23 protein-coding genes and 1 tRNA gene are annotated in these 23927 nt (G+C 67.4%); 22 read left to right on the top strand and 2 right to left on the bottom strand.

Translation table 11 applies throughout. The features are described 5' to 3' along the window. Positions 1-68 precede the first annotated feature (68 nt). The 22 genes from pnp (at position 69) to WD026_RS05740 (ending at position 20660) form a co-directional block, all read left to right on the top strand. The gene (gene pnp / locus WD026_RS05845) at positions 69-2195 is read left to right on the top strand and encodes a polyribonucleotide nucleotidyltransferase (protein WP_425722688.1); all 2127 of its coding nucleotides are present in this window, start codon (positions 69-71) and stop codon (positions 2193-2195) included. Positions 2196-2232: 37 nt separating this feature from the next. After that, positions 2233-3222 (top strand): NAD(P)H-quinone oxidoreductase, encoded by a 990-nt coding sequence (locus tag WD026_RS05840; RefSeq protein ID WP_425723207.1) that lies wholly within the window; start codon positions 2233-2235, stop codon positions 3220-3222. A gap of 19 nt (positions 3223-3241) precedes the next feature. Beyond that, positions 3242-3982, top strand: a complete 741-nt coding sequence (tpiA, locus tag WD026_RS05835; RefSeq protein WP_425722687.1) for a triose-phosphate isomerase — start codon at positions 3242-3244, stop codon at positions 3980-3982. Positions 3983-4035: 53 nt separating this feature from the next. Next, the gene (gene secG, locus WD026_RS05830; protein WP_425722686.1) at positions 4036-4434 is read left to right on the top strand and encodes a preprotein translocase subunit SecG; all 399 of its coding nucleotides are present in this window, start codon (positions 4036-4038) and stop codon (positions 4432-4434) included. 119 nt (positions 4435-4553) lie between these two features. Then, positions 4554-4638 (top strand) — tRNA-Leu (locus WD026_RS05825). A 48-nt stretch (positions 4639-4686) separates the two neighbouring features. Beyond that, complete coding sequence (locus WD026_RS05820) at positions 4687-5046, top strand: NADH-quinone oxidoreductase subunit A (RefSeq protein WP_086119370.1); 360 nt, start codon at positions 4687-4689, stop codon at positions 5044-5046. A 39-nt stretch (positions 5047-5085) separates the two neighbouring features. Then, a complete protein-coding gene (locus WD026_RS05815; protein WP_009520160.1) occupies positions 5086-5565 on the top strand; it encodes a NuoB/complex I 20 kDa subunit family protein in 480 nt (159 codons plus the stop codon). A gap of 38 nt (positions 5566-5603) precedes the next feature. Next, entirely contained in the window at positions 5604-6227 is a 624-nt protein-coding gene (locus tag WD026_RS05810) for an NADH-quinone oxidoreductase subunit C (RefSeq protein WP_425722685.1), read from the top strand. Between the two features lie 19 nt (positions 6228-6246). Further along, positions 6247-7500, top strand: coding sequence for an NADH-quinone oxidoreductase subunit D (locus WD026_RS05805; protein ID WP_425722684.1), 1254 nt, complete (start codon positions 6247-6249; stop codon positions 7498-7500). Next, on the top strand, positions 7497-8003 hold the full coding sequence (gene nuoE / locus WD026_RS05800) for an NADH-quinone oxidoreductase subunit NuoE (protein WP_425722683.1): 507 nt from the start codon (positions 7497-7499) through the stop codon (positions 8001-8003). Before WD026_RS05805 ends, nuoE begins: the two co-directional genes overlap by 4 nt. Then, on the top strand, positions 8000-9343 hold the full coding sequence (gene nuoF / locus WD026_RS05795) for an NADH-quinone oxidoreductase subunit NuoF (protein WP_425722682.1): 1344 nt from the start codon (positions 8000-8002) through the stop codon (positions 9341-9343). Before nuoE ends, nuoF begins: the two co-directional genes overlap by 4 nt. Before the next feature lie 33 nt (positions 9344-9376). Continuing rightward, on the top strand, positions 9377-11518 hold the full coding sequence (nuoG, locus tag WD026_RS05790) for an NADH-quinone oxidoreductase subunit NuoG (protein WP_425722681.1): 2142 nt from the start codon (positions 9377-9379) through the stop codon (positions 11516-11518). Continuing rightward, positions 11515-12597: an NADH-quinone oxidoreductase subunit NuoH gene (gene nuoH / locus WD026_RS05785; RefSeq protein WP_425722680.1), complete on the top strand. Its 1083-nt coding sequence runs from the start codon at positions 11515-11517 to the stop codon at positions 12595-12597. Before nuoG ends, nuoH begins: the two co-directional genes overlap by 4 nt. A 15-nt stretch (positions 12598-12612) precedes the next feature. After that, complete coding sequence (gene nuoI / locus WD026_RS05780) at positions 12613-13143, top strand: NADH-quinone oxidoreductase subunit NuoI (RefSeq protein ID WP_425722679.1); 531 nt, start codon at positions 12613-12615, stop codon at positions 13141-13143. 33 nt (positions 13144-13176) lie between these two features. Next, positions 13177-13812: an NADH-quinone oxidoreductase subunit J gene (locus tag WD026_RS05775; protein WP_425722678.1), complete on the top strand. Its 636-nt coding sequence runs from the start codon at positions 13177-13179 to the stop codon at positions 13810-13812. Continuing rightward, the gene (gene nuoK / locus WD026_RS05770) at positions 13809-14117 is read left to right on the top strand and encodes an NADH-quinone oxidoreductase subunit NuoK (RefSeq protein ID WP_086119378.1); all 309 of its coding nucleotides are present in this window, start codon (positions 13809-13811) and stop codon (positions 14115-14117) included. The genes WD026_RS05775 and nuoK overlap by 4 nt, the downstream gene beginning before the upstream one ends. A 43-nt stretch (positions 14118-14160) precedes the next feature. Next, complete coding sequence (nuoL, locus tag WD026_RS05765; protein ID WP_425722677.1) at positions 14161-16191, top strand: NADH-quinone oxidoreductase subunit L; 2031 nt, start codon at positions 14161-14163, stop codon at positions 16189-16191. A gap of 38 nt (positions 16192-16229) precedes the next feature. After that, positions 16230-17708, top strand: a complete 1479-nt coding sequence (locus tag WD026_RS05760) for an NADH-quinone oxidoreductase subunit M (protein ID WP_425722676.1) — start codon at positions 16230-16232, stop codon at positions 17706-17708. Positions 17709-17745: 37 nt separating this feature from the next. Further along, positions 17746-19242 carry an NADH-quinone oxidoreductase subunit NuoN gene (gene nuoN, locus WD026_RS05755; RefSeq protein WP_425722675.1) on the top strand — a complete coding sequence of 499 codons (1497 nt, stop codon included), beginning with the start codon at positions 17746-17748 and terminating at the stop codon, positions 19240-19242. A 61-nt stretch (positions 19243-19303) separates the two neighbouring features. Continuing rightward, the gene (locus WD026_RS05750) at positions 19304-19606 is read left to right on the top strand and encodes a DUF2818 family protein (protein WP_425722674.1); all 303 of its coding nucleotides are present in this window, start codon (positions 19304-19306) and stop codon (positions 19604-19606) included. Further along, positions 19603-20199: an NUDIX domain-containing protein gene (locus WD026_RS05745; RefSeq protein ID WP_425722673.1), complete on the top strand. Its 597-nt coding sequence runs from the start codon at positions 19603-19605 to the stop codon at positions 20197-20199. The genes WD026_RS05750 and WD026_RS05745 overlap by 4 nt, the downstream gene beginning before the upstream one ends. Beyond that, positions 20196-20660: a DUF1178 family protein gene (locus tag WD026_RS05740; protein WP_425722672.1), complete on the top strand. Its 465-nt coding sequence runs from the start codon at positions 20196-20198 to the stop codon at positions 20658-20660. Before WD026_RS05745 ends, WD026_RS05740 begins: the two co-directional genes overlap by 4 nt. A 13-nt stretch (positions 20661-20673) precedes the next feature. On the opposite strand, the gene WD026_RS05735 is transcribed toward WD026_RS05740, so the two are convergent. Together WD026_RS05735 and WD026_RS05730 are read right to left on the bottom strand one after the other, a co-directional pair. Then, positions 20674-22002, bottom strand: coding sequence for a Glu/Leu/Phe/Val family dehydrogenase (locus WD026_RS05735; protein WP_425722671.1), 1329 nt, complete (start codon positions 22000-22002; stop codon positions 20674-20676). 103 nt (positions 22003-22105) lie between these two features. Further along, complete coding sequence (locus WD026_RS05730) at positions 22106-23893, bottom strand: ABC transporter transmembrane domain-containing protein (RefSeq protein WP_425722670.1); 1788 nt, start codon at positions 23891-23893, stop codon at positions 22106-22108. Positions 23894-23927: the final 34 nt, after the last annotated feature.

The following is a 23927-nucleotide window of genomic DNA, read 5'->3' as shown; positions in this document are numbered from 1 at the left end:
CCGGCCCCCGTGCAGACGTCTGCACTCCATGGCCCGGCCGTGCCGGGCCCGCTTCAAGGAGCCCACCCATGACCATGTTCAACAAAGTCACCAAGACCTTCCAGTGGGGCCGTCACACGGTCCGCATGGAAACCGGCGAGATCGCCCGCCAGGCCAGCGGCGCCGTGCTGCTCGACATCGAAGGCACCGTGGTGCTGGCCACCGTGGTGGCCCGCACCGAGGCCAAGGCCGGCCAGGACTTCTTCCCCCTGACGGTGGATTACCTGGAGAAGACCTACGCCGCCGGCAAGATCCCGGGCAGCTTCTTCAAGCGCGAAGGCCGCCCCAGCGAGTTCGAGACGCTGACCAGCCGCCTGATCGACCGCCCCATCCGCCCGCTGTTCCCCGAAGGCTTCTTCAATGAAGTCCAGGTGGTCATCCACACCGTGTCGCTCAACCCCGAGGTCGACGCCGACATCGCCGCCATGATCGCCACCAGCGCCGCGCTGGCCGTCTCCGGCATCCCGTTCAACGGCCCCATCGGTGCCGCCCGCGTGGGCTACATCAACGGCCAGTACGTGCTCAACCCGGGCCAGACCGAGCGCAAGGACAGCCAGATGGACCTGGTGGTCGCCGGCACCGCCTCGGCCGTGCTGATGGTCGAGTCCGAAGCCGACCAGCTGTCCGAAGACATCATGCTGGGCGCCGTGGTGTTCGGCCACGAGCAGGGCAACATCGCCATCAACGCCATCAACGAGCTGGTGCGTGAAGCCGGCAAGCCGGAGTGGACCTGGCAGGCCCCCGCCAAGGACGAGGCCCTGATCGCCAAGGTCCAGGCCCTGGGCCAGGCCAAGCTGGAAGCCGCCTACCAGATCCGCAACAAGCAGGCCCGCACCCAGGCCTGCCGCGCCGCCTACGCCGACGTCATGGCCGGCCTGAAGGCCGACGGCGTCGACTTCGACAGCGTGGCCGTGGAAGGCCTGCTGTTCGAGATCGAGGCCAAGATCGTGCGTGGCCAGATCCTGGCCGGCGAGCCCCGCATCGACGGTCGCGACACCCGCACCGTGCGCGGCATCGAGATCCGCAACGGCGTGCTGCCGCGCACCCACGGTTCCGCCCTGTTCACCCGTGGCGAGACCCAGGCCCTGGTGGTTGCCACCCTCGGCACCGACCGCGACGCGCAGAAGATCGACGCCCTGGCCGGCGAGTACGACGACCGCTTCATGCTGCACTACAACATGCCCCCGTTCGCCACCGGCGAAACCGGCCGCGTGGGCAGCCCCAAGCGCCGTGAGATCGGCCACGGCCGTCTGGCCAAGCGCGCCCTGGTGGCCGCCCTGCCGAGCAAGGAAGAATTCCCCTACACCATCCGCGTGGTGTCCGAGATCACCGAGTCCAACGGCTCGTCGTCGATGGCCTCCGTCTGCGGCGGCTGCCTGGCCCTGATGGATGCCGGCGTGCCCATGAAGGCCCACGTGGCCGGCATCGCCATGGGCCTGATCAAGGAAGGCAACCGCTTCGCGGTGCTGACCGACATCCTGGGTGACGAGGACCACCTCGGCGACATGGACTTCAAGGTCGCCGGCACCACCAACGGCATCACCGCCCTGCAGATGGACATCAAGATCCAGGGCATCACCAAGGAAATCATGCAGGTCGCGCTGGCCCAGGCCAAGGAAGCCCGCATGCACATCCTGGGCAAGATGCAGGAAGCCATGGGCGAGGCCAAGACCGAGATCAGCAGCTTCGCGCCCAAGCTCTACACCATGAAGATCAACCCGGAGAAGATCCGTGACGTGATCGGCAAGGGCGGCGCCGTCATCCGTGCGCTGACCGAAGAGACCGGCTGCCAGATCAACATCGAGGAAGACGGCACCATCACCATCGCCGCCACCGAATCGGCCAAGGCCGACGAGGCCAAGCGCCGCATCGAGCAGATCACCGCCGAAGTCGAGATCGGCAAGGTCTACGAAGGCCCGATCACCAAGATCCTGGACTTCGGTGCCCTGGTCAACCTGCTGCCCGGCAAGGACGGTCTGCTGCACATCAGCCAGATCGCCCACGAGCGCGTGGAGAAGGTCACCGACTACCTGTCCGAAGGCCAGATCGTCAAGGTCAAGGTGCTCGAGACCGACGAGAAGGGCCGCATCAAGCTGTCCATGAAGGCCCTGCTGGACCGCAACAGCGGCGAGCAGCAGCAACAGCAGCAGCAATAAGCGGCGTCCGACCGCAGGGGAGACCGTGATGTCCATGATGCAGGCCGTCGAGATCCGTGGCTTCGGTGCACCCGAGGTGCTCCAGATGGGCGAGCGCCCGGTGCCGGTGGCCGGCGCGGGCGAGGTGCTGATCCGCGTCAGCGCCTCGGGCGTGAACCGCCCCGATGTGCTGCAGCGCACCGGCAACTACCCGGTGCCGCCGGGTGCGTCCGACATCCCCGGTCTCGAAGTGGCCGGCGTCATCGAGTCCGGTGATGCCGCTGCCCTGCAGGCCGCCGGCCTGAAGGTGGGAGACCGCGTCTGTGCCCTGGTGGCCGGCGGCGGTTACGCCCAGTGGTGCGTGGCCCCGGTGGGCCAGTGCCTGCCGGTGCCCCAGGGCCTGTCCGATCTGGAGGCCGCCGGCCTGCCCGAGACCTTCTTCACCGTGTGGAGCAACGTGTTCGACCGCGGCCGCCTGCAGCCCGGCGAGACCCTGCTGATCCAGGGCGGCACCAGCGGCATCGGCGTGACCGCCATCCAGATGGCCAAGGCCATGGGCGCCACGGTGATCGCCACCGCCGGCAGCGACGACAAGTGCGCCGCCTGCCTGAAGATGGGCGCCGACCACGCCATCAACTACCGCACCCAGGACTTTGCTGCCGTGGCGCGCGAGCTCACCGGCGGCCAGGGCGTGAACGTCATCCTGGACATGGTGGCCGGCAGCTACGTGGCCCGCGAGGTCGAGTGCCTGGCCGAAGATGGCCGCCTGGTCATCATCGCGGTGCAGGGCGGCATCGACGCCGGCTTCAATGCCGGCCTGGTGCTGCGCCGCCGCCTCACCATCACCGGCTCCACCTTGCGCCCGCGCCCGGTGGCCTTCAAGGCTGCCATCGCGCAGTCGCTGCGCCAGCATGTCTGGCCGCTGCTGGAGTCCGGCCGCATCCGCCCCGTCATCCACCAGGTGTTCCAGCCGGCCGACGCCGCGCAGGCCCACACCCTGATGGAGAGCAACACCCACATCGGCAAGCTCATGCTGCAGTGGGCCTGATCCCGACGTTGTGCAAGCCATGAAGAAACTGATCGCAGGCAACTGGAAGATGAATGGTGGCCTGGCCGCCAACGAAGCCCTGGTGCGCGCCATGCTGGCCGGCATCGGGCAGCCCGCCGCGCAGGTGGCCCTGTGCGCTCCGGCGCCGTACCTGGCGCAGCTGCAGGGCCTGCTGGACGGCAGCCCGATCGCCTGGGGTTCGCAGGATGTGTCCGCGCACGAGCAGGGCGCCTACACCGGCGAGGTGTCGGGTGCCATGCTGCGCGACTTCGGCTGCCGCTACGCCATCGTCGGCCACTCCGAGCGCCGCCAGTACCACGGCGAGACCGATGCGGTGGTGGCCCAGAAGGCCCAGCGTGCGTTGTCCGCCGGCATCACGCCCATCGTCTGCGTGGGCGAGACCCTGGCCGAGCGCGAAGCCGGCCAGACCGAAGCCGTCGTCAAGCGCCAGCTGGCCGCCGTCATCCATGTGGTGGCCCACTGCACCAGCGAGATCGTGGTGGCTTACGAGCCGGTCTGGGCCATCGGCACCGGCAAGACCGCCACGCCCGAGCAGGCCCAGCAGGTGCACGCCGTGCTGCGCCAGCAGATCGCGGCGGCCACGGCCCACCCGGAGCGCGTCCAGATCCTGTACGGCGGCAGCATGAACGCCGCCAATGCCGCCAGCCTGCTGGCACAGCCCGACATCGACGGTGGCCTCATCGGCGGCGCGTCGCTCAAGGCGGCCGATTTCCTCCAGATCGTGGCGGCCGCCGGCTGACATCCGCCAGCCCCCGTCACCGCATCCCTTCCGACATTCCGAAAAGCTGTCCCATGAACATCGTCCTGACCCTCCTGCTCGTCGTCCAGATCGTGTCCGCCCTGGCCATGATCGGCCTCATCCTCATGCAGCACGGCAAAGGTGCCGACGCCGGTGCCGCCTTCGGTGGCGGCGGCGGTGGTTCGGCCAGCCTGTTCGGCGCCTCCGGCAGTGCCAACTTCCTGTCCCGCACCACCGGCGTGCTGGCCACCATCTTCCTGGTGACCACCCTGGGCCTGGCCTATTTCGGCAACCTGCGCACCGTAGCGCCCAGCGCCGGCAGCGTGCTGGAAAACACCACGGTGCCGGCCACCCCGGCCCAGCAGATCCCGGGTTCCGCCCCCGCCAGCGGCGTGGCTCCTGCCGCTCCTGCCGCACCGGCCACCGGTGCCGACGCCATCCCTGCCAAGTGAACGTGACACGCGCCTCGAAAAAGGCGCGTGACCCTCTCGAAACAGGGGTTGTTTCAGGGTAAACTCTATGGGTTGTCCGGTTGGTGCACAGCGGTGGTGCCAGCAGGACAAGTCAACCAGCCGACGTGGTGAAATTGGTAGACACGCTATCTTGAGGGGGTAGTGGCGAAAGCTGTGCGAGTTCGAGTCTCGCCGTCGGCACCAGATCTTTGGACAACACGGCAGCACGCCGTGTCAGCGGATAGACCCAAGATGAGCCTCGACCAATACCTGCCCGTGCTTCTGTTCATCCTGGTGGGCATTGCAGTCGGGATCATTCCGCAGGTTCTGGGTTACATCCTCGGCCCCAACCTTCCCGACGCCGAGAAGAATTCTCCTTACGAGTGCGGCTTCGAAGCCTTCGAAGACGCCCGCATGAAGTTCGATGTGCGCTACTACCTGGTGGCCATCCTCTTCATCCTGTTCGACCTCGAGATCGCCTTCCTGATTCCCTGGGCGGTGGCCTTTTCCGACATCGGCATGACCGGCTTCCTGGCCGGCGTCGTGTTCCTGGCCATCCTCACCGTGGGCTTTGCCTACGAGTGGAAAAAGGGCGCCCTCGACTGGGAATGATCGGGTCCGCCCCCCGGGGCGATCACTGCGGAGCTATGCATGATTGAAGGTGTGTTCAAGGAAGGTTTCGTCACCACCAGCTATGACGCGGTGGTGAACTGGGCCAAGACCGGCTCCCTGTGGCCCATGACCTTCGGTCTGGCCTGCTGCGCGGTGGAGATGATGCATGCTGCGGCCGCCCGCTACGACATCGGCCGCTTCGGCTCGGAGGTGTTCCGCGCCAGCCCGCGCCAGTCCGACCTGATGATCGTGGCCGGCACCCTGTGCAACAAGATGGCGCCGGCCCTGCGCAAGGTCTACGACCAGATGGCCGAGCCGCGCTGGGTGCTGTCCATGGGCTCCTGCGCCAACGGCGGCGGCTACTACCACTACAGCTACTCGGTGGTCCGCGGCTGCGACCGCATCGTGCCGGTGGATGTGTATGTGCCCGGATGTCCGCCCACGGCCGAGGCGCTGCTGTACGGAATCATCCAGCTGCAGCAGAAGATCCGCCGCACCCAGACCATCGCCAGGGCCTGAGCCTGCCCCCACGACAGCCGATGCGCGAGTTCACGCCCATGACCGACACCGATTCCTCTCCCCGCGCCATGGCGCCTGCCGCGCTCCAGCAGAGCCTGTCCGAGCTGCTCGGCGACCGCGCCCAGTCGCTGACCCTGGAGCGTGACGAGCTGACCCTGACTGTCAAGGCATCCGACTACGCCGCCGTCATGGCCCTGCTGCGCGACGCGCCGGCCGCCCGCTTCGAGCAGCTGGTGGACCTGTGCGGCATCGACTACTCCACCTATGGCGACGGTCGCTGGGAAGGCCCGCGTTTTGCGGCCGTGTCCCACCTGCTGTCGGTGTCGCTGAACCAGCGCCTGCGGGTGCGCGTGTTCTGCACCGACGACGACTTCCCGGTGCTGCCCTCGGTCACGTCCCTGTGGGCCAGCGCCAACTGGTACGAGCGCGAGGCCTTCGACCTGTACGGCATCGTGTTCGAAGGCCACGAAGACCTGCGCCGCATCCTGACCGACTACGGTTTCATCGGCCACCCGTTCCGCAAGGACTTCCCGCTCTCGGGCCACGTCGAGATGCGTTACGACGCCGAGCGCCAGCGCGTGATCTACGAGCCGGTGAGCATCGAGCCGCGCGAGATCACGCCGCGCATCATCCGCGAAGACAACTACGGCGGCCTGCACTGAAGGCGCGAGGCACCCCGACATGGCAGAGATCAAGAACTACACCCTGAACTTCGGTCCCCAGCACCCGGCCGCCCACGGCGTGCTGCGCCTGGTGCTCGAGCTCGACGGCGAGGTGGTGCAACGCGCCGACCCGCACATCGGCCTGCTGCACCGCGCCACCGAGAAGCTGGCCGAGCACAAGACCTTCATCCAGTCGCTGCCCTACATGGACCGGCTGGACTACGTCTCGATGATGTGCAACGAGCACGCCTACTGCCTGGCCATCGAGAAGCTGCTGGGCATCGAGGTGCCGGTGCGGGCGCAGTACATCCGCGTGATGTTCAGCGAGATCACCCGCCTGCTCAACCACCTGATGTGGCTGGGCTCGCACGGCAACGACTGCGGCAGCTCGACCATCCTGATCTACGCCTTCCGCGAGCGCGAAGACCTGTTCGACATGTACGAGGCGGTGTCGGGCGCGCGCATGCACGCGGCCTACTTCCGTCCGGGCGGTGTCTACCGCGACCTGCCGGACAGCATGCCCCAGTACCAGGCCAGCAAGGTGCGCAACGCCCGCGCCATTGCCGAGCTCAACGAGAACCGCCAGGGTTCGCTGCTGGACTTCATCGACGATTTCACGAAGCGTTTCCCGACCTACCTCGACGAGTACCACACGCTGCTGACCGACAACCGCATCTGGAAGCAGCGCACCGTGGGCATCGGCGTGGTCACGCCCGAGCGCGCACTCAGCCTGGGCATGACCGGCCCCATGCTGCGGGGCTCCGGCATCGCCTGGGACCTGCGCAAGAAGCAGCCCTACGACGTGTACGACCGGCTGGATTTCGACATCCCGGTGGGCCGCACCGGCGACTGCTACGACCGCTACCTGGTCCGCATGGAGGAGATGAACCAGTCCAACCGCATCATCAAGCAGTGCGTGGACTGGCTGCGGGCCAACCCCGGCCTGGTCATCACCGACAACCACAAGGTGGCACCGCCGGCCCGTGAGGCCATGAAGAGCAACATGGAGGAGCTGATCCACCACTTCAAGCTCTTCACCGAAGGCTTCCACGTGCCCGAGGGCGAGGCTTATGCCGCCGTCGAGCACCCCAAGGGCGAGTTCGGCATCTACATGGTCAGCGACGGCGCCAACAAGCCCTACCGCCTGAAGATCCGCGCCCCCGGCTTCGCCCACCTGGCCACGCTGGACGAGATGGCGCGCGGCCACATGCTGGCCGACGCGGTGGCCATCATCGGCACCATGGACATCGTTTTCGGAGAGATCGACCGATGAACACCCCCGTCGTTTTTTCGGAAACCACCATCGCGCGCTTCGACCGCGAGGTCGCCAAGTACCCGGACGACCAGCGGCAGTCGGCCGTAATGGCCTGCCTGTCCATCATCCAGCAGGAGCAGGGCCACGTGAGCGCTGCCGCCGAGGCGGCCCTGGCCACCTACCTGCGCATGGAGCCGATCGCGGTCCATGAGGTGACCACCTTCTACAACATGTACAACCAGCAGCCGGTGGGCAGGTTCAAGCTCAACGTCTGCACCAATCTGCCGTGCCAGCTGCGCGACGGCCAGAAGGCGCTGCACCACCTCGAGAAGAAGCTGGGCATCACCATGGGCGAGACCACGGCCGACGGCCTGTTCACGCTGCAGCAGAGCGAGTGCCTGGGCGCCTGCGCCGACTCGCCGGTGATGCTGGTGAACGACCGCCACATGTGCAGCTTCATGAGCAACGACAAGCTCGACCAGCTGATCGACGGCCTGCGGGCCTCGGAGGGCCAGGCATGAACGCAGAGCAGATCCTTTCGCAGTTCCGCGCCACCGGCGTGCAGACCTGCTTCCACGGCCGCCACATCAACCCGCAGATCTACGCCGGGCTCGATGGCAGCAACTGGTCGCTCAAGGACTACGAAGCACGCGGCGGCTACCAGGCCCTGCGCAAGATCCTGGGCCAGGATGGCAGCGAGCCCATGACCCAGGACCAGGTGATCGCCACCGTCAAGGAATCGGCCCTGCGCGGTCGGGGTGGCGCCGGCTTCCCCACCGGCCTGAAGTGGAGCTTCATGCCGCGCCAGTTCCCGGGCCAGAAGTACCTGGTGTGCAACTCCGACGAGGGCGAGCCGGGCACCTGCAAGGACCGCGACATCCTCATGTACAACCCGCACATCGTCATCGAAGGCATGGCGATCGCGGCCTTCGCCATGGGCATCACGGCGGGCTACAACTACATCCACGGCGAGATCTTCGAGGTGTACGAACGCTTCGAGGCCGCGCTCGAAGAAGCCCGTGCTGCCGGCTACCTGGGCAACCGCATCATGGGTTCGGACTTCAGCTTCCAGCTGCACGCCTTCCATGGCTTCGGTGCCTACATCTGCGGCGAGGAAACCGCGCTGCTGGAATCGCTGGAAGGCAAGAAAGGCCAGCCGCGCTTCAAGCCGCCGTTCCCGGCCAGCTTCGGCCTGTACGGCAAGCCCACCACCATCAACAACACCGAGACCTTCGCGGCGGTGCCCTGGATCATCCGCAACGGCGGCCAGGCCTACCTGGAGTGCGGCAAGCCCAACAACGGCGGCACCAAGATCTTCTCGGTCAGCGGTGACGTGGAGATGCCGGGCAACTACGAGGTGCCGCTGGGCACGCCGTTTGCCAAGCTGCTGGAACTGGCCGGCGGTGTTCGCAAGGGCCGCACCCTGAAGGCGGTCATCCCCGGTGGCTCGTCGGCCCCGGTGCTGCCGGCGCACATCATGATGGAGTGCACCATGGACTACGACTCCATCGCCAAGGCCGGCTCCATGCTGGGCTCGGGCGCGGTGATCGTCATGGACGACTCGCGCGACATGGTGGAGTCGCTCAAGCGCCTGTCCTACTTCTACATGCATGAATCGTGCGGTCAGTGCACCCCGTGCCGCGAAGGCACCGGCTGGCTGTGGCGCATGGTCGACCGCATCGACCGCGGCCAGGGCCGCCCCGAGGACATGCAGCTGCTCGACAACGTGGCCGAGAACATCATGGGCCGCACCATCTGCGCCCTCGGCGATGCGGCGGCCATGCCGGTGCGCGCCATGATCAAGCACTTCCGCCACGAGTTCGAGGCCAAGATCGCCGCCGCTGCGGCCCAGGCCTCCTGATCGGTACCCGGTCGACGCACACGGAACATTCCCATGGTTGAAATCGAACTCGACGGCCAGAAGGTCGAAGTGCCGCCCGGCAGCATGGTCATGCATGCCGCCGAAAAGGCCGGCACCTACATCCCGCACTTCTGCTACCACAAGAAGCTCTCCATCGCGGCCAACTGCCGCATGTGCCTGGTGGATGTGGAGAAGGCGCCCAAGCCCATGCCCGCCTGCGCCACGCCGGTCACGCAGGGCATGATCGTGCGGACCCAGTCCGACAAGGCCGTCAAGGCCCAGAAGTCGGTCATGGAGTTCCTGCTCATCAACCACCCGCTGGACTGCCCCATCTGCGACCAGGGCGGCGAGTGCCAGCTGCAGGATCTGGCCGTGGGCTACGGCGGATCCGGCTCGCGCTACCAGGAAGAAAAGCGCGTGGTGTTCCACAAGAACGTGGGCCCGCTGATCTCCATGGAGGAGATGAGCCGCTGCATCCACTGCACCCGCTGCGTGCGCTTCGGCCAGGAGATCGCCGGCGTCATGGAGCTGGGCATGTCGCACCGTGGCGAACATGCCGAGATCGAGACCTTCGTGGGCCAGTCGGTCGACTCGGAACTCTCGGGCAACATGATCGACATCTGCCCGGTCGGCGCGCTCACCAGCAAGCCCTTCCGCTACAGCGCCCGCACCTGGGAACTCTCGCGCCGCAAGAGCGTGAGCCCGCACGACTCCACCGGTGCCAACCTGATCGTGCAGGTCAAGAACCACCAGGTCATGCGCGTGGTGCCGCTGGAGAACGAAGCCGTCAACGAGTGCTGGATCGCCGACCGTGACCGCTTCTCGTACGAGGCCCTCAACGGCCCCGACCGCCTGACCGCCCCCATGCTCAAGCAGGGCGGCGAGTGGAAGACCGTGGACTGGCAGACCGCCCTGGAATACGTGGCCAACGGCCTGCGCCAGGTGCGCACCGAGCACGGTGCCGGCGCCATCGGCCTGCTGGCCAGCCCGCACAGCACGGTGGAAGAACTGGCCCTGGCCGGCGCCCTGGTGCGTGGCCTGGGCAGCGAGAACATCGACACCCGCCTGCGCGCCGCCGACTTCGGCAACGCCGCAGCGGCCGGTCAGGCCCGCTGGCTGGGCCGTCCCATCGCCGAACTCTCCAGCCTGCAGCGCGTGCTGGTGGTGGGTTCGAACCTGCGCAAGGACCATCCGCTGTTCGCCCAGCGCATCCGCCAGGCCGTGCGCCACGGTGCGCAGCTCAGCGCCCTGGTCGACGCCGCACCCGACTGGGCCATGGCCGTGCGCCACCCGCTGGTGGTCGACAGCCTGCACTGGTCGGCTGCGCTGGCCGGTGTGGCCGCAGCGGTCGCCGCCGACAAGGGCGTGACCGCCCCGGTCGCGGCCGAGATCAACGACACCCACCGTGCCATCGCCGCCTCGCTGGCCGGTGGTGAACACAAGGCCGTGCTGCTGGGCAACGCCGCCGCCCACCACGAGCAGGCCGGCAGCCTGCTGGCCCTGGCCCGCTTCATCGCCGAGCACACCGGTGCCACCGTGGGCTACCTGACCGAGGCCGCCAACACCGTGGGCGCCCAGCTGGTGCGCGCCGTGCCGGGGCAGGGCGGCCTGAACGCCGGCCAGATGCTGCGTGGTGGTGTCAAGGCCGCCGTGCTGCTGAACACCGAGCCGGCCCACGACAGTGCCGTGGGCGCTGCCGGTCTGGCTTCGGCCGACATGGTGGTCACCCTGAGCCCGTTCAAGACCAACCTGGACATCAGCGACGTGCTGCTGCCCATCGCGCCGTTCTCCGAGACCTCCGGTTCCTTCGTGAATGCCGAAGGCCGGCTGCAGAGCTTCCACGCCGTGGTGCGTCCGCTGGGCGAAACCCGCCCGGGCTGGAAGGTGCTGCGCGTGCTGGGCAACCTGCTGCAGCTGCCGGGCTTCGACGCCGAGTCGTCGCAGGCCGTGCTGGCCGCGGCGCTGCCGGGCGTGGAGCTGGGCGCTGTCGTGCCGGCTGCCCGCCTGTCCAACGACACCCGCGCCGCCATCACCACGGCACCGGCCTCCAGCCGTCCGTGCGTGGCATCCATCTACCAGCTCGATGGCCTGGTGCGCCGTGCCCCGTCGCTGCAGCTCACGGCCGATGCGCGCCGCGCCGCGACCGCCGAAGCCGTCGAAGGAGTGACCGCATGATCGACGCGATGTACAACGGCGGCCTGGGCCTGGTGGCCGCCCCGTGGTGGACCACCGCCGCGTGGCCGGTGATCTGGAACCTGCTCAAGATCGTGGCCGTGCTGGCCCCGCTCATGGGCGCCGTGGCCTACCTCACGCTGTGGGAGCGCAAGCTGCTGGGCTTCATGCAGGTGCGGCACGGCCCCAACCGGGTCGGTCCCTTCGGCCTGCTGCAGCCGATCGCCGATGCGCTCAAGCTGCTGACCAAGGAACTCATCCGCCCCAGCGCCGCCAGCAACGGCCTGTTCCGCCTGGGTCCCATCATGGCCATCATGCCGGCCCTGGCCGCCTGGGTGGCCATCCCCTTCGGCCCCGAGACGGTGCTGGCCAACGTGAACGCCGGCCTGCTGGTGATCCTGGCCATCACCTCCATCGAGGTGTACGGCGTGATCATTGCCGGCTGGGCGTCCAACTCCAAGTACGCCTTCCTGGGCGCGCTGCGCGCCTCGGCCCAGATGGTGAGCTACGAGATCGCCATCGGCTTCTGCTTCCTGGTGGTGGTCATGACCGCTGGCAGCCTGAACCTGGCCGAGATCGTGGCCTCGCAGGGCCGTGGCATGGCGGCCGAAGAAGGCCTGAACTTCCTGTCCTGGAACTGGCTGCCGCTGCTGCCCATCTTCCTGGTCTACCTGATCTCGGGTGTGGCCGAGACCAACCGCCACCCCTTCGACGTGGTCGAGGGCGAGGCCGAGATCGTGGCCGGTCACATGGTCGAGTACTCGGGCATGGGCTTTGCCATCTTCTTCCTGGCCGAGTACGCCAGCATGTGGCTGGTCTCCATCCTCGCGGTGCTGATGTTCCTGGGTGGCTGGCTGCCCCCCATCGACAGCCAGCTGTTCAACGCCATTCCGGGCTGGATCTGGCTGGGCCTGAAGACCTTCTTCGTGGTCTCGCTGTTCATCTGGATCCGCGCCACCTTCCCGCGCTTCCGCTACGACCAGATCATGCGTCTGGGCTGGAAGATCTTCATTCCCGTGACCCTGATCTGGTTGCTGCTGGTCGGCGCCCTGATGCAGTCCCCCTGGAACATCTGGAAATAAGCCGGGGTACCCACCATGTCCATCACCACCTCGTTCGCACCGTCCACGGCCGTGGCGCCGTTCTCGTTCCGCGATTTCCTCAAGAGCTTCCTGCTGGTGGAGCTGTTCAAGGGCATGGCCCTGACCGGCCGCTACGCCTTCAAGCGCAAGGTCACGGTGCAGTTCCCGGAAGAGAAGACGCCGCTGTCCCCGCGCTTCCGTGGCCTGCATGCGCTGCGCCGCTACGAGAACGGCGAGGAACGCTGCATCGCCTGCAAGCTGTGCGAGGCGGTCTGCCCCGCCATGGCCATCACCATCGAGGCCGGCGTGCGTGACGACGGCAGCCGCCGCACCACCCGCTACGACATCGACCTGACCAAGTGCATCTTCTGCGGCTTCTGCGAAGAGAGCTGCCCGGTCGATTCCATCGTGGAGACGCACATCTTCGAATACCACGGCGAGAAGCGCGGCGACCTGTACTTCACCAAAGAGATGCTGCTGGCGGTCGGTGACCGCTACGAGCCGCAGATCGCAGCCGCCAAGGCCGCCGACGCGCCTTACCGCTGACCTCGGGCCCGCCCGAGCAACCAAGACCTCCCCATGGACTTCCAGACCGGTTTCTTCTACCTGTTCGCGGCCGTGCTGCTGTTTGCGGCATACCGCGTCATCACCGCGCGCAACCCGGTGCACGCGGTGCTCTACCTGATGCTGTCGTTCTCCCAGGCCTCGGCCCTGTGGCTGCTGCTCAAGGCCGAGTTCCTGGGCATCACGCTGGTGCTGGTCTACCTGGGTGCGGTCATGGTGCTGTTCCTGTTCGTCGTGATGATGCTCGACATCAACATGGACGCGCTGCGGCAGGGTTTCTGGAAGCATTTCCCGGTGGCGGCCCTGCTGGGCGGCATCGTGGCGGCCGAACTGATCGCGGTGCTGTGGGTCGGGTTCCCGTCCATGCCGGTGAGCGCGGCCGTGCCGGCCCAGCCCGAGGTGTCCAACACCCATGCCCTGGGCGTGCTGCTCTACACCGAATACCTCTATCCCATCCAGGTGGCTGCGGTCATCCTGCTGGTGGCCATGGTGGCCGCCATTGCCCTGACCCTGCGCCAGCGCAAGGACAGCAAGGCCATCAACCCCTCGCTGCAGGTGCATGTGCGTGCGGCCGACCGCCTGGTGGTGGTGCCGATGGCCGCCACCCGCAAATCCGCTGAACCGACGCCGGCCGAGGAGGGCAAGGCATGAGCTTGACACTGGGCCACTTCCTGTCGGTGGGCGCGATCCTGTTCGCCCTGTCCGTCATCGGCATCTTCCTCAACCGCAAGAACCTGATCGTGCTGCTCATGGCCATCGAGCTGATGCTGCTGGCGGTCAACATGAACTTCGTGGCCTTCTCGCACTTCCTGGGCGACATGCACGGCCAGGTGTTCGTGTTCTTCATCCTCACCGTGGCGGCCGCCGAGTCGGCCATCGGCCTGGCCATCCTGGTGCTGCTGTTCCGCAATCGCGCGTCCATCAGCGTCGAGGAACTCAACAGCCTCAAGGGCTGACGTCCGCACCCGCCGGACCCGACGGAACCGCATTGGCAAGACCATGAGCAACACCCTCTCCGCAAGCACCCTGCTGGCCGTTCCGCTGGCACCCCTGGTCGGCGCCGCGCTGGCCGGCATCCTGGGCACCGCCTTCGGTGGCAACGTGATCGGGCGCCGCGCCTCTCACAGCGCCACCATCCTGGGCGTGCTGGTGGCCTTCGTGCTGTCGGCCATGACCCTGGCCGACGTCATGAACGGCGCCCGCTTCAACGCCACCATCTACGAATGGATGGTGGTGGGCGGCCTGAAGATGGAGATCGGCTTCCTGGTCGACGGCCTGACCGCCATGATGATGGTGGTGGTGACCTTCGTCTCGCTGATGGTGCACATCTACACCATGGGCTACATGGAGGAAGACGCCGGCTACAACCGCTTCTTCGCCTACATCTCGCTGTTCACCTTCTCCATGCTCATGCTGGTCATGAGCAACAACCTGCTGCAGCTGTTCTTCGGCTGGGAAGCGGTGGGTCTGGTGTCCTACCTGCTGATCGGCTTCTGGTACAACAAGCCGACCGCCATCTTCGCCAACATGAAGGCCTTCCTGGTGAACCGGGTGGGCGACTTCGGCTTCATCCTGGGCATCGGCCTGATCGTGGCCTACACCGGCACGCTGAACTACGGCGAGGTGTTCGCCAAGGCCGACCAACTTGCCGGTGTTGTCTTCCCGGGCACCGGCTGGCTGCTGGTCACCGTGATCTGCATCTGCCTGTTCATCGGCGCCATGGGCAAGAGCGCGCAGTTCCCGCTTCACGTGTGGCTGCCCGACTCCATGGAAGGCCCCACCCCCATCTCGGCCCTGATCCACGCCGCCACCATGGTGACCGCCGGCATTTTCATGGTCGCGCGCATGTCGCCGATCTTCGAGATGTCGGACGCGGCGCTCAACTTCATCCTGGTGATCGGTGCCATCACGGCGCTGTTCATGGGCTTCCTGGGCATCATCCAGAACGACATCAAGCGCGTGGTGGCGTACTCCACGCTGTCCCAGCTGGGCTACATGACCGTGGCCCTGGGGGCGTCGGCCTACTCGGTGGCGGTGTTCCACCTCATGACCCACGCCTTCTTCAAGGCGCTGCTGTTCCTGGCCGCCGGCTCGGTGATCATGGGCATGCACCACAACCAGGACATCCGCTGGATGGGCGCCGTGCGCAAGTACATGCCCATCACCTGGATCACCTCGCTGCTGGGCACGCTGGCGCTGATCGGCACGCCGCTGTTCTCGGGCTTCTATTCCAAGGACTCCATCATCGAGGCGGTGCACTTCAGCAACCTGCCCGCCGCCGGTTTTGCCCACTTCGCGGTGCTGGCCGGCGTGTTCGTGACCTCGTTCTACTCGTTCCGCCTGTACTTCCTGGTGTTCCATGGCCAGGAGCGCTACGACCAGAACCCGGACGCTCACCACGATGACCACCACGACGCGCACGACGACCATGGCCACCACGGCGACGGCAAGCCGCACGAATCGCCCTGGGTGGTGACGCTGCCCCTGGTGCTGCTGGCCATCCCGTCGGTGCTGATCGGTTACTTCACCATCGAGCCTCTGGTCTTCGGCAAGTTCTTCGAGGACGCCATCTACGTGAACAGCCAGGCCCACCCGGCGCTGGTGAAGTTCGCCGAGATCTTCCACGGCCCCATGGCCATGGCCCTGCACGCCCTGAGCACGCCGCCGCTGTACCTGGCCCTGGCCGGTGCGGTGACCGCCTGGTACATGTACCTGATCAACCCGGCCGTGCCGGCTGCGATTGCCCGCGCGCTCAAGCCGCTGATCACGGTGATGGAGAACAAGTACTACCTCGACTGGTTCAACGAGAACGTGCTGGCCAAGGGCGCGCGCGGTCTGGGCATCGGCCTGTGGAAGGGCGGTGACCGGGGCGTGATCGAGGGTGGCGTGGTCAACGCCAGCTGGAAGCTCATCGGCCTGATCTCCAGCGTGGTGCGCCGCGCCCAGACCGGCTTCCTGTACCACTACGCCTTCATGATGCTGGTCGGTGTGCTGCTGCTCATGACCTGGTTCGTCTGGCTGGCCAAGTAAGCGCCCCCGGTCACAACAACAAGAGGAAGAACAACATCATGGGTCTGCTGAGTCTTGCCATCTGGACGCCCATCTTTTTCGGCGCCGTCCTCCTGGCCTTCGGCCGCGACGATCAGGCGCACGTGGTCCGCTGGATCGCCCTGATCGGCGCACTGGCCGGCCTGCTGGTCACCGTGCCGCTGTACAGCGGTTTCGAGCTGGGCACGGCGGCCATGCAGTTCGTCGAGAAGTCGGTCTGGATCGAGCGCTTCAACGTGCACTACCACCTGGGTGTGGACGGCATCTCGCTGTGGCTGGTGCTGCTGACCGCCTTCATCACGGTGGTGGTGGTGGTGGCCGGCTGGGAAGTGATCACCGAGCGCGTCAACCAGTACATGGGCGCCTTCCTGATCCTCTCGGGCCTGATGATCGGCGTGTTCGCCGCGCAGGACGCCATGCTGTTCTACGTGTTCTTCGAGGCCACGCTGATCCCGATGTACCTGATCATCGGCATCTGGGGCGGCCCCAACAAGATCTACGCGGCCTTCAAGTTCTTCCTCTACACGCTGCTGGGCTCGCTGCTGATGCTGGTGGCCCTGATCTACCTGTACACGGTGTCCGGCGGCAGCTTCGCGCTGGCCGACTGGCACAAGCTGCCGCTGGGTTCCCAGGCCCAGACCCTGCTGTTCTTCGCCTTCTTCGCGGCCTTCGCGGTCAAGGTGCCGATGTGGCCGGTGCACACCTGGCTGCCCGACGTGCACGTGGAGGCCCCCACCGGCGGCTCCGCCGTGCTGGCAGCCATCATGCTCAAGCTGGGTGCCTACGGCTTCCTGCGCTTCTCGCTGCCCATCCTGCCCGATGCCTCGCACCAGTGGGCCGGCCTGATGATCGGCCTGTCGCTGGTGGCGGTGATCTATGTGGGTCTGGTGGCCATGGTCCAGCAGGACATGAAGAAGCTGGTGGCCTACTCGTCGGTGGCCCACATGGGCTTCGTGACCCTGGGCTTCTTCGTGTTCAGCGACCTGGGTGTGTCGGGCGCCATCGTGCAGATGATCGCCCACGGCTTCGTGTCGGCGGCCATGTTCCTGTCCATCGGCGTGCTGTACGACCGCGTGCATTCGCGCGACATCGCGGCCTATGGCGGCGTGGTCAACACCATGCCCCGCTTTGCCGCCTTTGCCCTGCTGTTCACCATGGCCAACTGCGGCCTGCCGGGCACCGCCGGTTTCGTGGGCGAGTGGATGGTCATCCTGGCGGCGGTCAAGGCCAACTTCTGGATCGGCCTGCTGGCCGCCTCCGCGCTGATCTTCGGTGCGGCCTACTCGCTGTGGATGTTCAAGCGCGTCTACCTGGGCGCCCCCGGCAACGACGACGTGCGCGCCCTGACCGACATCAACGCCCGCGAGTTCACCGTGATGGCGGTGCTCGGTCTGGCCGTGCTGTTCATGGGCGTGTACCCCAAGCCTTTCACCGACGTGATGGACGCCTCCGTGGCCGAGCTGCTGCGCCACGTGGCCGTGTCCAAGCTGCCGAACTGACCGGTCCCGCGCCAAGACGACTCAAGAGAACCCGAACATGATCGACAACCTCAGCTGGATCGCGGCCTATCCGGAAATCATGCTGCTGGTGATGAGCTGCCTCATCGCCCTGGTGGACCTGGGCGTGCGTTCGCCGCTGCGCGGCGCCACCTACCTGCTCACCCTGGCCACGCTGGGCTGCCTGGCTGTGCTGCTGGGCATGGAGGCGGCGTCCGGCCGCACCATCGAGGGCTTCGGCGGCATGATCGTCAGCGACCCCATGGGCAACTGGCTCAAGTGCTTCGCCACCGTGGCCATGATGGTCACGCTGGTGTATGGCCGCGCCTACGCCGGCTCGCGCGACATGATGCGCGGCGGCGAGCTGTTCATCCTGTCGATGTTCGCGCTGCTGGGCATGTACGTGATGATCTCGGGCCACAACTTCCTGGTCATCTACCTGGGCCTGGAACTGCTGACCCTCTCCAGCTATGCGCTGGTGGCCCTGCGCCGCGACGACCTGGCCGCCACCGAGGCCGCCATGAAGTACTTCGTGCTGGGTGCCCTGGCCAGCGGCTTCCTGCTCTACGGCCTGTCCATGGTGTACGGCGCCACCGGTTCGCTGGACGTGTCCGGCGTGCTGCAGGCCATTGCCGGTGGCGAGGCCACGCTCAAGGGCTCCAAGCAGGTGCTGGTGCTGGGCCTGGTGTTCGTGGTGTCGGGTCTGGCCTTCAAGCTCGGCGTGGCGCCGTTCCACATGTGGGTGCCCGACGTCTACCACGGCGCCCCGACCGCCATCACCCTGGTAGTGGGCGGCGCGCCCAAGCTGGCGGCTTTTGCCATCGTCATCCGCCTGCTGGTCGAAGGCATGGCCCCGCTGGCCTTCGACTGGCAGCAGATGCTGGCGGTGCTGGCGGTGCTCTCGCTGCTGGTGGGCAACCTGGCCGCCATTGCCCAGAGCAACCTCAAGCGCATGCTGGCCTTCTCCACCATCGCGCAGATGGGCTTCATGCTGCTGGGCCTGCTGGCCGGTGTGGTGGGGCAGGACAGCGGCAACATGGTCAACGCCTACAGCTCGGCCATGTTCTATGTGGTGACCTATGTGCTGACCACGCTGGCCACCTTCGGCGTGATCATCGTGCTCTCGCGCAGCGGCTTCGAGTCGGACGAGATCGCCGATCTGGCCGGCCTGAACCGCCGCAGCCCGTTCCACGCCGGCATCATGGCCATCTGCATGTTCTCGCTGGCCGGCATCCCGCCCATGGTGGGCTTCTATGCCAAGCTGTCGGTGCTGCAGGCGCTGCTGGCCTCGGGCCAGGGCTTCTACATCGGTCTGGCGGTGTTCGCCGTGGTCATGTCGCTGGTGGGCGCGTTCTACTACCTGCGCCTGGTCAAGGTGATGTACTTCGACGAAGGCACCCAGACGGCCGCCATCGAAGGTTCGGCCGATGCCCGCGCCGTGCTGTCGGTCAACGGCGCCCTGGTGCTGGTGCTCGGTGTGGTGCCCGGCGGTCTCATGACCCTGTGCGCGCAGGCCGTGGCCTCGCTGTTCGCCTGACGCGGTCGCCGGCCCGCATGCGCCTTGAACTTGCCGGCCCGGCCCGGCTCTGAACAGCACCATGGACACCACCACCTCCGTCTGGCTGGTGCTGCTGAGCGCCTTGCTCGCCGCCAACATGCCCTTCATCAATGACCGCTGGCTGGCGGTCATCCCGCGCAGCGCGCCCAAGTCGCTCTGGATGCGGCTGCTGGAACTGCTGTTCTGGTATGCCGTGGTCGGCGCCATCGGCCTGGGCCTGGAGCACCGGGCCGGGCAGATTGCCCCGCAAGGCTGGGAGTTCTATGCCACCACGGCGTCGCTCTTCCTCACGCTGGCCTTTCCCGGCTTCGTCTACCGTTACCTGATGCGCCGCCGCGCATGAGCGCCGACTCGGACCCCGACAGCCACCTCCGCGAGGAGCGCCTGCACCGCGAGCCCCTGCTGCAGGGGCATTTCCTGAAGGTGGTGCGCGACACCGTGCGGCTGCCGAACGGCCGCGAAGCCACCCGCGAATTCGTGCTGCACCCCGGTGCGGTGATGGTGGTGGCCCTGTCCGACGACGGCCGCCTGCTCATGGAGCGGCAGTACCGCCACCCCATGCAGCAGGTGATGCTGGAGTTTCCGGCCGGCAAGCGCGATCCGAACGAGGACAGCCTGGCCTGCGCCCGCCGCGAGCTGCAGGAGGAAACCGGCTACACCGCCCGCGAATGGGCCTTTGCGGGTCGCCATGCACCCACCATCGCTTACTCGGACGAGGTGATCGACATCTGGTTCGCCCGCGGCCTGCAGGCCGGTGATCGCCGGCTGGACGAGGGCGAGTTCCTGGATGTGTTCCTGGCCGATCCGGCCGAGCTCATGGCCGCGTGCCACGAAGGCCGGCTCATCGACGGCAAGACGATCACCGGCCTGCTGTGGTGGCAACAGGTGATGAATGGGTCATGGATTCTGGAGTGGCGGGATAATCCCGCCGCATGAAGGTCCTGGATCTCCAATGTGGCCACCAGCACGGTTTTGAAGGCTGGTTCGCCTCCGAAGACGACTTTGCCAGCCAGCTCCAGCGTGGCCTGGTCAGCTGCCCGCTGTGCGGCGATGCCCGCATCGAGAAGAAGCTCTCGGCCCCGCGCCTGAACCTGCGCACCTCGCGCCACGAACCTGCGCCCGAGGTGCCGGCGGCCGAATCACCGCCCGCCGATCCGCGCACCAGCCCTCAGGCCATGCAGGCGCACCTGCTCGCCACCCTGCGCCGCCTGGTGGCCGAGTCGGAAGACGTGGGCGAGCGGTTCGCCGACCAGGCCCGCGCCATGCACCACGGCGACGTGGAGCGGCGCAACATCCGGGGCCGCACCACGCCCCGGGAAGCCATCGAACTGCTGGAAGAGGGCGTGGACGTGCTGCCGCTGCCGGCCTTGCCGGCGCTGAAGGAAACGCTGCAGTAGTCGGCCCTGGGCTTCAGGGGTAGAGGCCGCGCAGGTCGCGCGCATGCAGGATGCGCTTGCAGGCCACGATGAAGGTGGCGGTGCGCAGGCTCACGCGGTTCTCTTCGGCCACCTGCCACACGGCGCTGAAGGCCTCGCGCATGATCTTGACCAGGCGTTCGTTGATCTCGGCCTCGCTCCAGAAGAAGCTGGAGAAGTCCTGCACCCATTCGAAGTAGCTCACGGTGACGCCGCCGGCGTTGGCGATCACGTCGGGCAGCACCAGCACGCCACGCTCGTGCAGGATGTCGTCGGCCTGCGGGGTGGTGGGGCCGTTGGCGCCCTCGATCACCATGCGGGCCTGGATGCGGCCGGCGTTGAGCTCGTGGATCTGGCCTTCCAGGGCGGCCGGTATGAGGATGTCGCAGGGCACGTCCCAGAAGGCATCGGGCGCCATGACCTCGGCGCCGGCAAAACCGGCCACGCTGCCGGCCCGGGCCACATGGGCCAGCAGGGCGGGCACATCCAGGCCCGCTTCGCGGTAGATGGTGCCGCCATGGTCCTGCACGGCCACCACGCGGGCACCGGCTTCGGCAAACAGCTTGCCGGCCACGCCGCCCACGTTGCCGAAGCCCTGCACCGCCACGCGGGCACCCGCAATCGGCATGCCGATGCGGCGGGCGGCTTCCTCGCCCACGGTGAACACGCCGCGCCCGGTGGCCTCGCGGCGGCCGAGCGAGCCGCCCAGGTCGACCGGCTTGCCGGTGACCACGCCGGTGGCGGTGGCGCCTTCGTTCATGGAATAGGTGTCCATCATCCAGGCCATCACCTGCTCGTTGGTGTTGACATCGGGTGCCGGGATGTCCTTGCTGGGGCCGATGATGATGCCGATCTCGCTGGTGTAGCGGCGGGTCACGCGCTCCAGTTCACCGCGGCTGAGCTGGCGGGGGTCGACCCGGATGCCGCCCTTGGCGCCGCCGTAGGGCACGTTCACTGCCGCGTTCTTGATGGACATCCAGGCCGACAGGGCCATGACCTCGGAGAGGGTCACGTCCTGGTGGAAACGCACGCCGCCCTTGCCGGGGCCGCGCGAGGTGTTGTGCTGCACCCGGTAGCCCTCGAAGTGGGCCACCGAACCGTCGTCCAGGTGGATGGGCACGTCGACGATCAGGGTGCGCTTGGGGCGCTTCAAGGTGTCCACCCAGCGGCCCAGCGGGCCGAGGTAGGGGGTGACCCGGTCGACCTGCTGGAGGTAGGTGCCCCAGGGGCCGAGGGCGTTCGGGTTGAGGTAGGAGGGCAGTGCCTGGGTGAAGGCAGCGGGGGATGCAGCCGGGGTGGTGGCGGGGTGGGAGGCAGCGGTCATGGTGTGTTCCTGCTTGGTCCGCCCCGCGATGGCAGGGCGCAGCGGGACTGTAGGAGCCTGCCCGGCCGCTGTCCAAGGCCGCTACGCCATCCTGTCATGCATTTCATGCATGGAACTGCAGGGCGGCCAGACCGGCATACACGCCGCCCCGGGCCACCAGTTCATCGTGCGTGCCCTGTTCCACCACCCGGCCCTGGTCGAGCACCACGATGCGGTCGGCCTGCTGCACCGTGGCCAGCCGGTGCGCAATGACCAGGGTGGTGCGGTCGCGCATGGCGGCGTCCAGCGCCTGCTGAACCATGCGTTCGCTCTGGGCATCGAGCGCGCTGGTGGCTTCGTCCAGCAGCAGCAGCGGCGGGTTCTTGAGCATGGCCCGTGCAATCGCGATGCGCTGCCGCTGCCCGCCCGAGAGGCGCACACCCCGCTCGCCCAGGAAGGTGTCGTAGCCCTGGGGCAGGCGTTCGATGAACTCGTCGGCAAAGGCGGCGCGGGCGGCGGCGCGCACCTCGTCGTCGCTGGCCTCGGGCCGGCCGTAGCGGATGTTGTCGAGCGCGCTGCCCGAGAAGATCACCGGGTCCTGCGGCACGATGCCGATGCGCGAGCGCAGGTCGTGCAGGCTCATCTGGCCTATGGGCACGCCGTCGATGCAGATGCGGCCGCGCACCGGGTCGTGGTAACGCAGCAGCAGGCCCAGCACCGTGGTCTTGCCGGCGCCGCTGGGGCCCACCAGGGCCACGGTGGTGCCGGGTTCCACGGCGATGTCCAGCCCCAGCAGGGCCGGCTGCGTGGGCCTTGACGGGTAGTGGAAGTCCACCGACTCGAAGCGCACCGAGCTGCCGGTGCGTGGCAGCGGCACGCGCACCGGATCGGCCGGCTCCTGCACCGGCGAGGTGCCCGAGAGCAGCTCCATCAGCCGCTCGCTGGCGCCGGCGGCGCGCAGCAGGTCGCCATAGACCTCGCCCAGCACCGCCACCGCGCCGGCCAGGATGATGATGTAGACCACCGTCTGCCCCAGGTGCCCGGCGCTGATGGTGCCGGCCAGCACCGCCTGCGTGCCCTGGTACAGGCCCCACAAGAGCAGCGCGGCGGTGGAGATGATGATGAAGGCCACCAGCGCCGAGCGTGCCCGGGTGCGGCGCACGGCGGTCTGGAAGGCGCTCTCGGTGGCGCCGGCAAATCGATCGGCCTCGCGGGCCTCGGCGGTGTAGCTCTGCACCACCGGCACCGCATTGAGCACCTCGGCCGCGATCGCGCTGGAGTCGGCCACCCGGTCCTGGCTGGCCCGCGACAGGCGCCGGATGCGCCGCCCGAACAGCATGCTGGGCACCACCACCAGCAGCAGGATGAGGGCCACCTGCAGCATCACATACGGGTTGGTCCAGACCAGCATGATCAGCGCGCCCAGGCCCATGACGCTGTTGCGCAGCCCCAGCGAGAGCGAGGAGCCCACCACGGTCTGCACCAGGGTGGTGTCGGTGGTCAGGCGCGAGACCACCTCGCCGGTCTGGGTGGTCTCGAAGAAGGCCGGACTCTGCCGCAGCACGTGGGCATAGACCGCGTTGCGCAGGTCGGCGGTGATGCGTTCGCCCAGCCAGCTCACCAGGTAAAAACGCGCCGCCGAGAACACGCCGAGTGCCACCGCCACGCCGAACAGCAGCAGGAAGTGGCCGCGCAGCTGCAGGGTGGCCCTGCCCCGGTCGCCGGACACCAGGCCACCGTCGATGAGCTGGCGCAGCGCCACCGGGAACACCAGCGTGGCCGCAGCGGCCAGCACCAGGAACACCAGGGCCAGCGCGATGCGGCCCCGGTAGGGTCGGAGGAAGGGGATGAGGCCGCTGAGGGAGCGGGGGCTGGCGCCGCGCGGGCGCTCGCTGGAGGCGTGGGAAGGCATCGGGCGATTCTGCGCCGTTCGGCCCGTGTTTTCA

The sequence above is a fragment of the Hydrogenophaga sp. R2 genome (assembly GCF_049843595.1).
Classification (GTDB): domain Bacteria; phylum Pseudomonadota; class Gammaproteobacteria; order Burkholderiales; family Burkholderiaceae_C; genus Hydrogenophaga.
Note: the sequence above shows the minus strand (reverse complement) of the source record. Positions and strands in the feature narration are given on the sequence as shown.

Bases quoted from the DNA above. Each gene is read 5' to 3' on its own strand.
- WD026_RS05820 (WP_086119370.1), top strand. From the start codon at position 4,687: ATGAGCCTCGACCAATACCTGCCCGTGCTTCTGTTCATCCTGGTGGGC.
- WD026_RS05735 (WP_425722671.1), bottom strand. From the start codon at position 22,002: ATGACCGCTGCCTCCCACCCCGCCACCACCCCGGCTGCATCCCCCGCT.
- WD026_RS05740 (WP_425722672.1), top strand. From the start codon at position 20,196: ATGAAGGTCCTGGATCTCCAATGTGGCCACCAGCACGGTTTTGAAGGC.
- nuoN (WP_425722675.1), top strand. From the start codon at position 17,746: ATGATCGACAACCTCAGCTGGATCGCGGCCTATCCGGAAATCATGCTG.
- nuoH (WP_425722680.1), top strand. From the start codon at position 11,515: ATGATCGACGCGATGTACAACGGCGGCCTGGGCCTGGTGGCCGCCCCG.
- nuoL (WP_425722677.1), top strand. From the start codon at position 14,161: ATGAGCAACACCCTCTCCGCAAGCACCCTGCTGGCCGTTCCGCTGGCA.
- secG (WP_425722686.1), top strand. From the start codon at position 4,036: ATGAACATCGTCCTGACCCTCCTGCTCGTCGTCCAGATCGTGTCCGCC.
- pnp (WP_425722688.1), top strand. From the start codon at position 69: ATGACCATGTTCAACAAAGTCACCAAGACCTTCCAGTGGGGCCGTCAC.
- nuoI (WP_425722679.1), top strand. From the start codon at position 12,613: ATGTCCATCACCACCTCGTTCGCACCGTCCACGGCCGTGGCGCCGTTC.
- WD026_RS05805 (WP_425722684.1), top strand. From the start codon at position 6,247: ATGGCAGAGATCAAGAACTACACCCTGAACTTCGGTCCCCAGCACCCG.
- WD026_RS05750 (WP_425722674.1), top strand. From the start codon at position 19,304: ATGGACACCACCACCTCCGTCTGGCTGGTGCTGCTGAGCGCCTTGCTC.
- nuoG (WP_425722681.1), top strand. From the start codon at position 9,377: ATGGTTGAAATCGAACTCGACGGCCAGAAGGTCGAAGTGCCGCCCGGC.
- WD026_RS05730 (WP_425722670.1), bottom strand. From the start codon at position 23,893: ATGCCTTCCCACGCCTCCAGCGAGCGCCCGCGCGGCGCCAGCCCCCGC.
- WD026_RS05840 (WP_425723207.1), top strand. From the start codon at position 2,233: ATGCAGGCCGTCGAGATCCGTGGCTTCGGTGCACCCGAGGTGCTCCAG.
- WD026_RS05745 (WP_425722673.1), top strand. From the start codon at position 19,603: ATGAGCGCCGACTCGGACCCCGACAGCCACCTCCGCGAGGAGCGCCTG.
- WD026_RS05760 (WP_425722676.1), top strand. From the start codon at position 16,230: ATGGGTCTGCTGAGTCTTGCCATCTGGACGCCCATCTTTTTCGGCGCC.
- nuoK (WP_086119378.1), top strand. From the start codon at position 13,809: ATGAGCTTGACACTGGGCCACTTCCTGTCGGTGGGCGCGATCCTGTTC.
- WD026_RS05775 (WP_425722678.1), top strand. From the start codon at position 13,177: ATGGACTTCCAGACCGGTTTCTTCTACCTGTTCGCGGCCGTGCTGCTG.
- WD026_RS05815 (WP_009520160.1), top strand. From the start codon at position 5,086: ATGATTGAAGGTGTGTTCAAGGAAGGTTTCGTCACCACCAGCTATGAC.
- nuoE (WP_425722683.1), top strand. From the start codon at position 7,497: ATGAACACCCCCGTCGTTTTTTCGGAAACCACCATCGCGCGCTTCGAC.
- tpiA (WP_425722687.1), top strand. From the start codon at position 3,242: ATGAAGAAACTGATCGCAGGCAACTGGAAGATGAATGGTGGCCTGGCC.
- WD026_RS05810 (WP_425722685.1), top strand. From the start codon at position 5,604: ATGACCGACACCGATTCCTCTCCCCGCGCCATGGCGCCTGCCGCGCTC.
- nuoF (WP_425722682.1), top strand. From the start codon at position 8,000: ATGAACGCAGAGCAGATCCTTTCGCAGTTCCGCGCCACCGGCGTGCAG.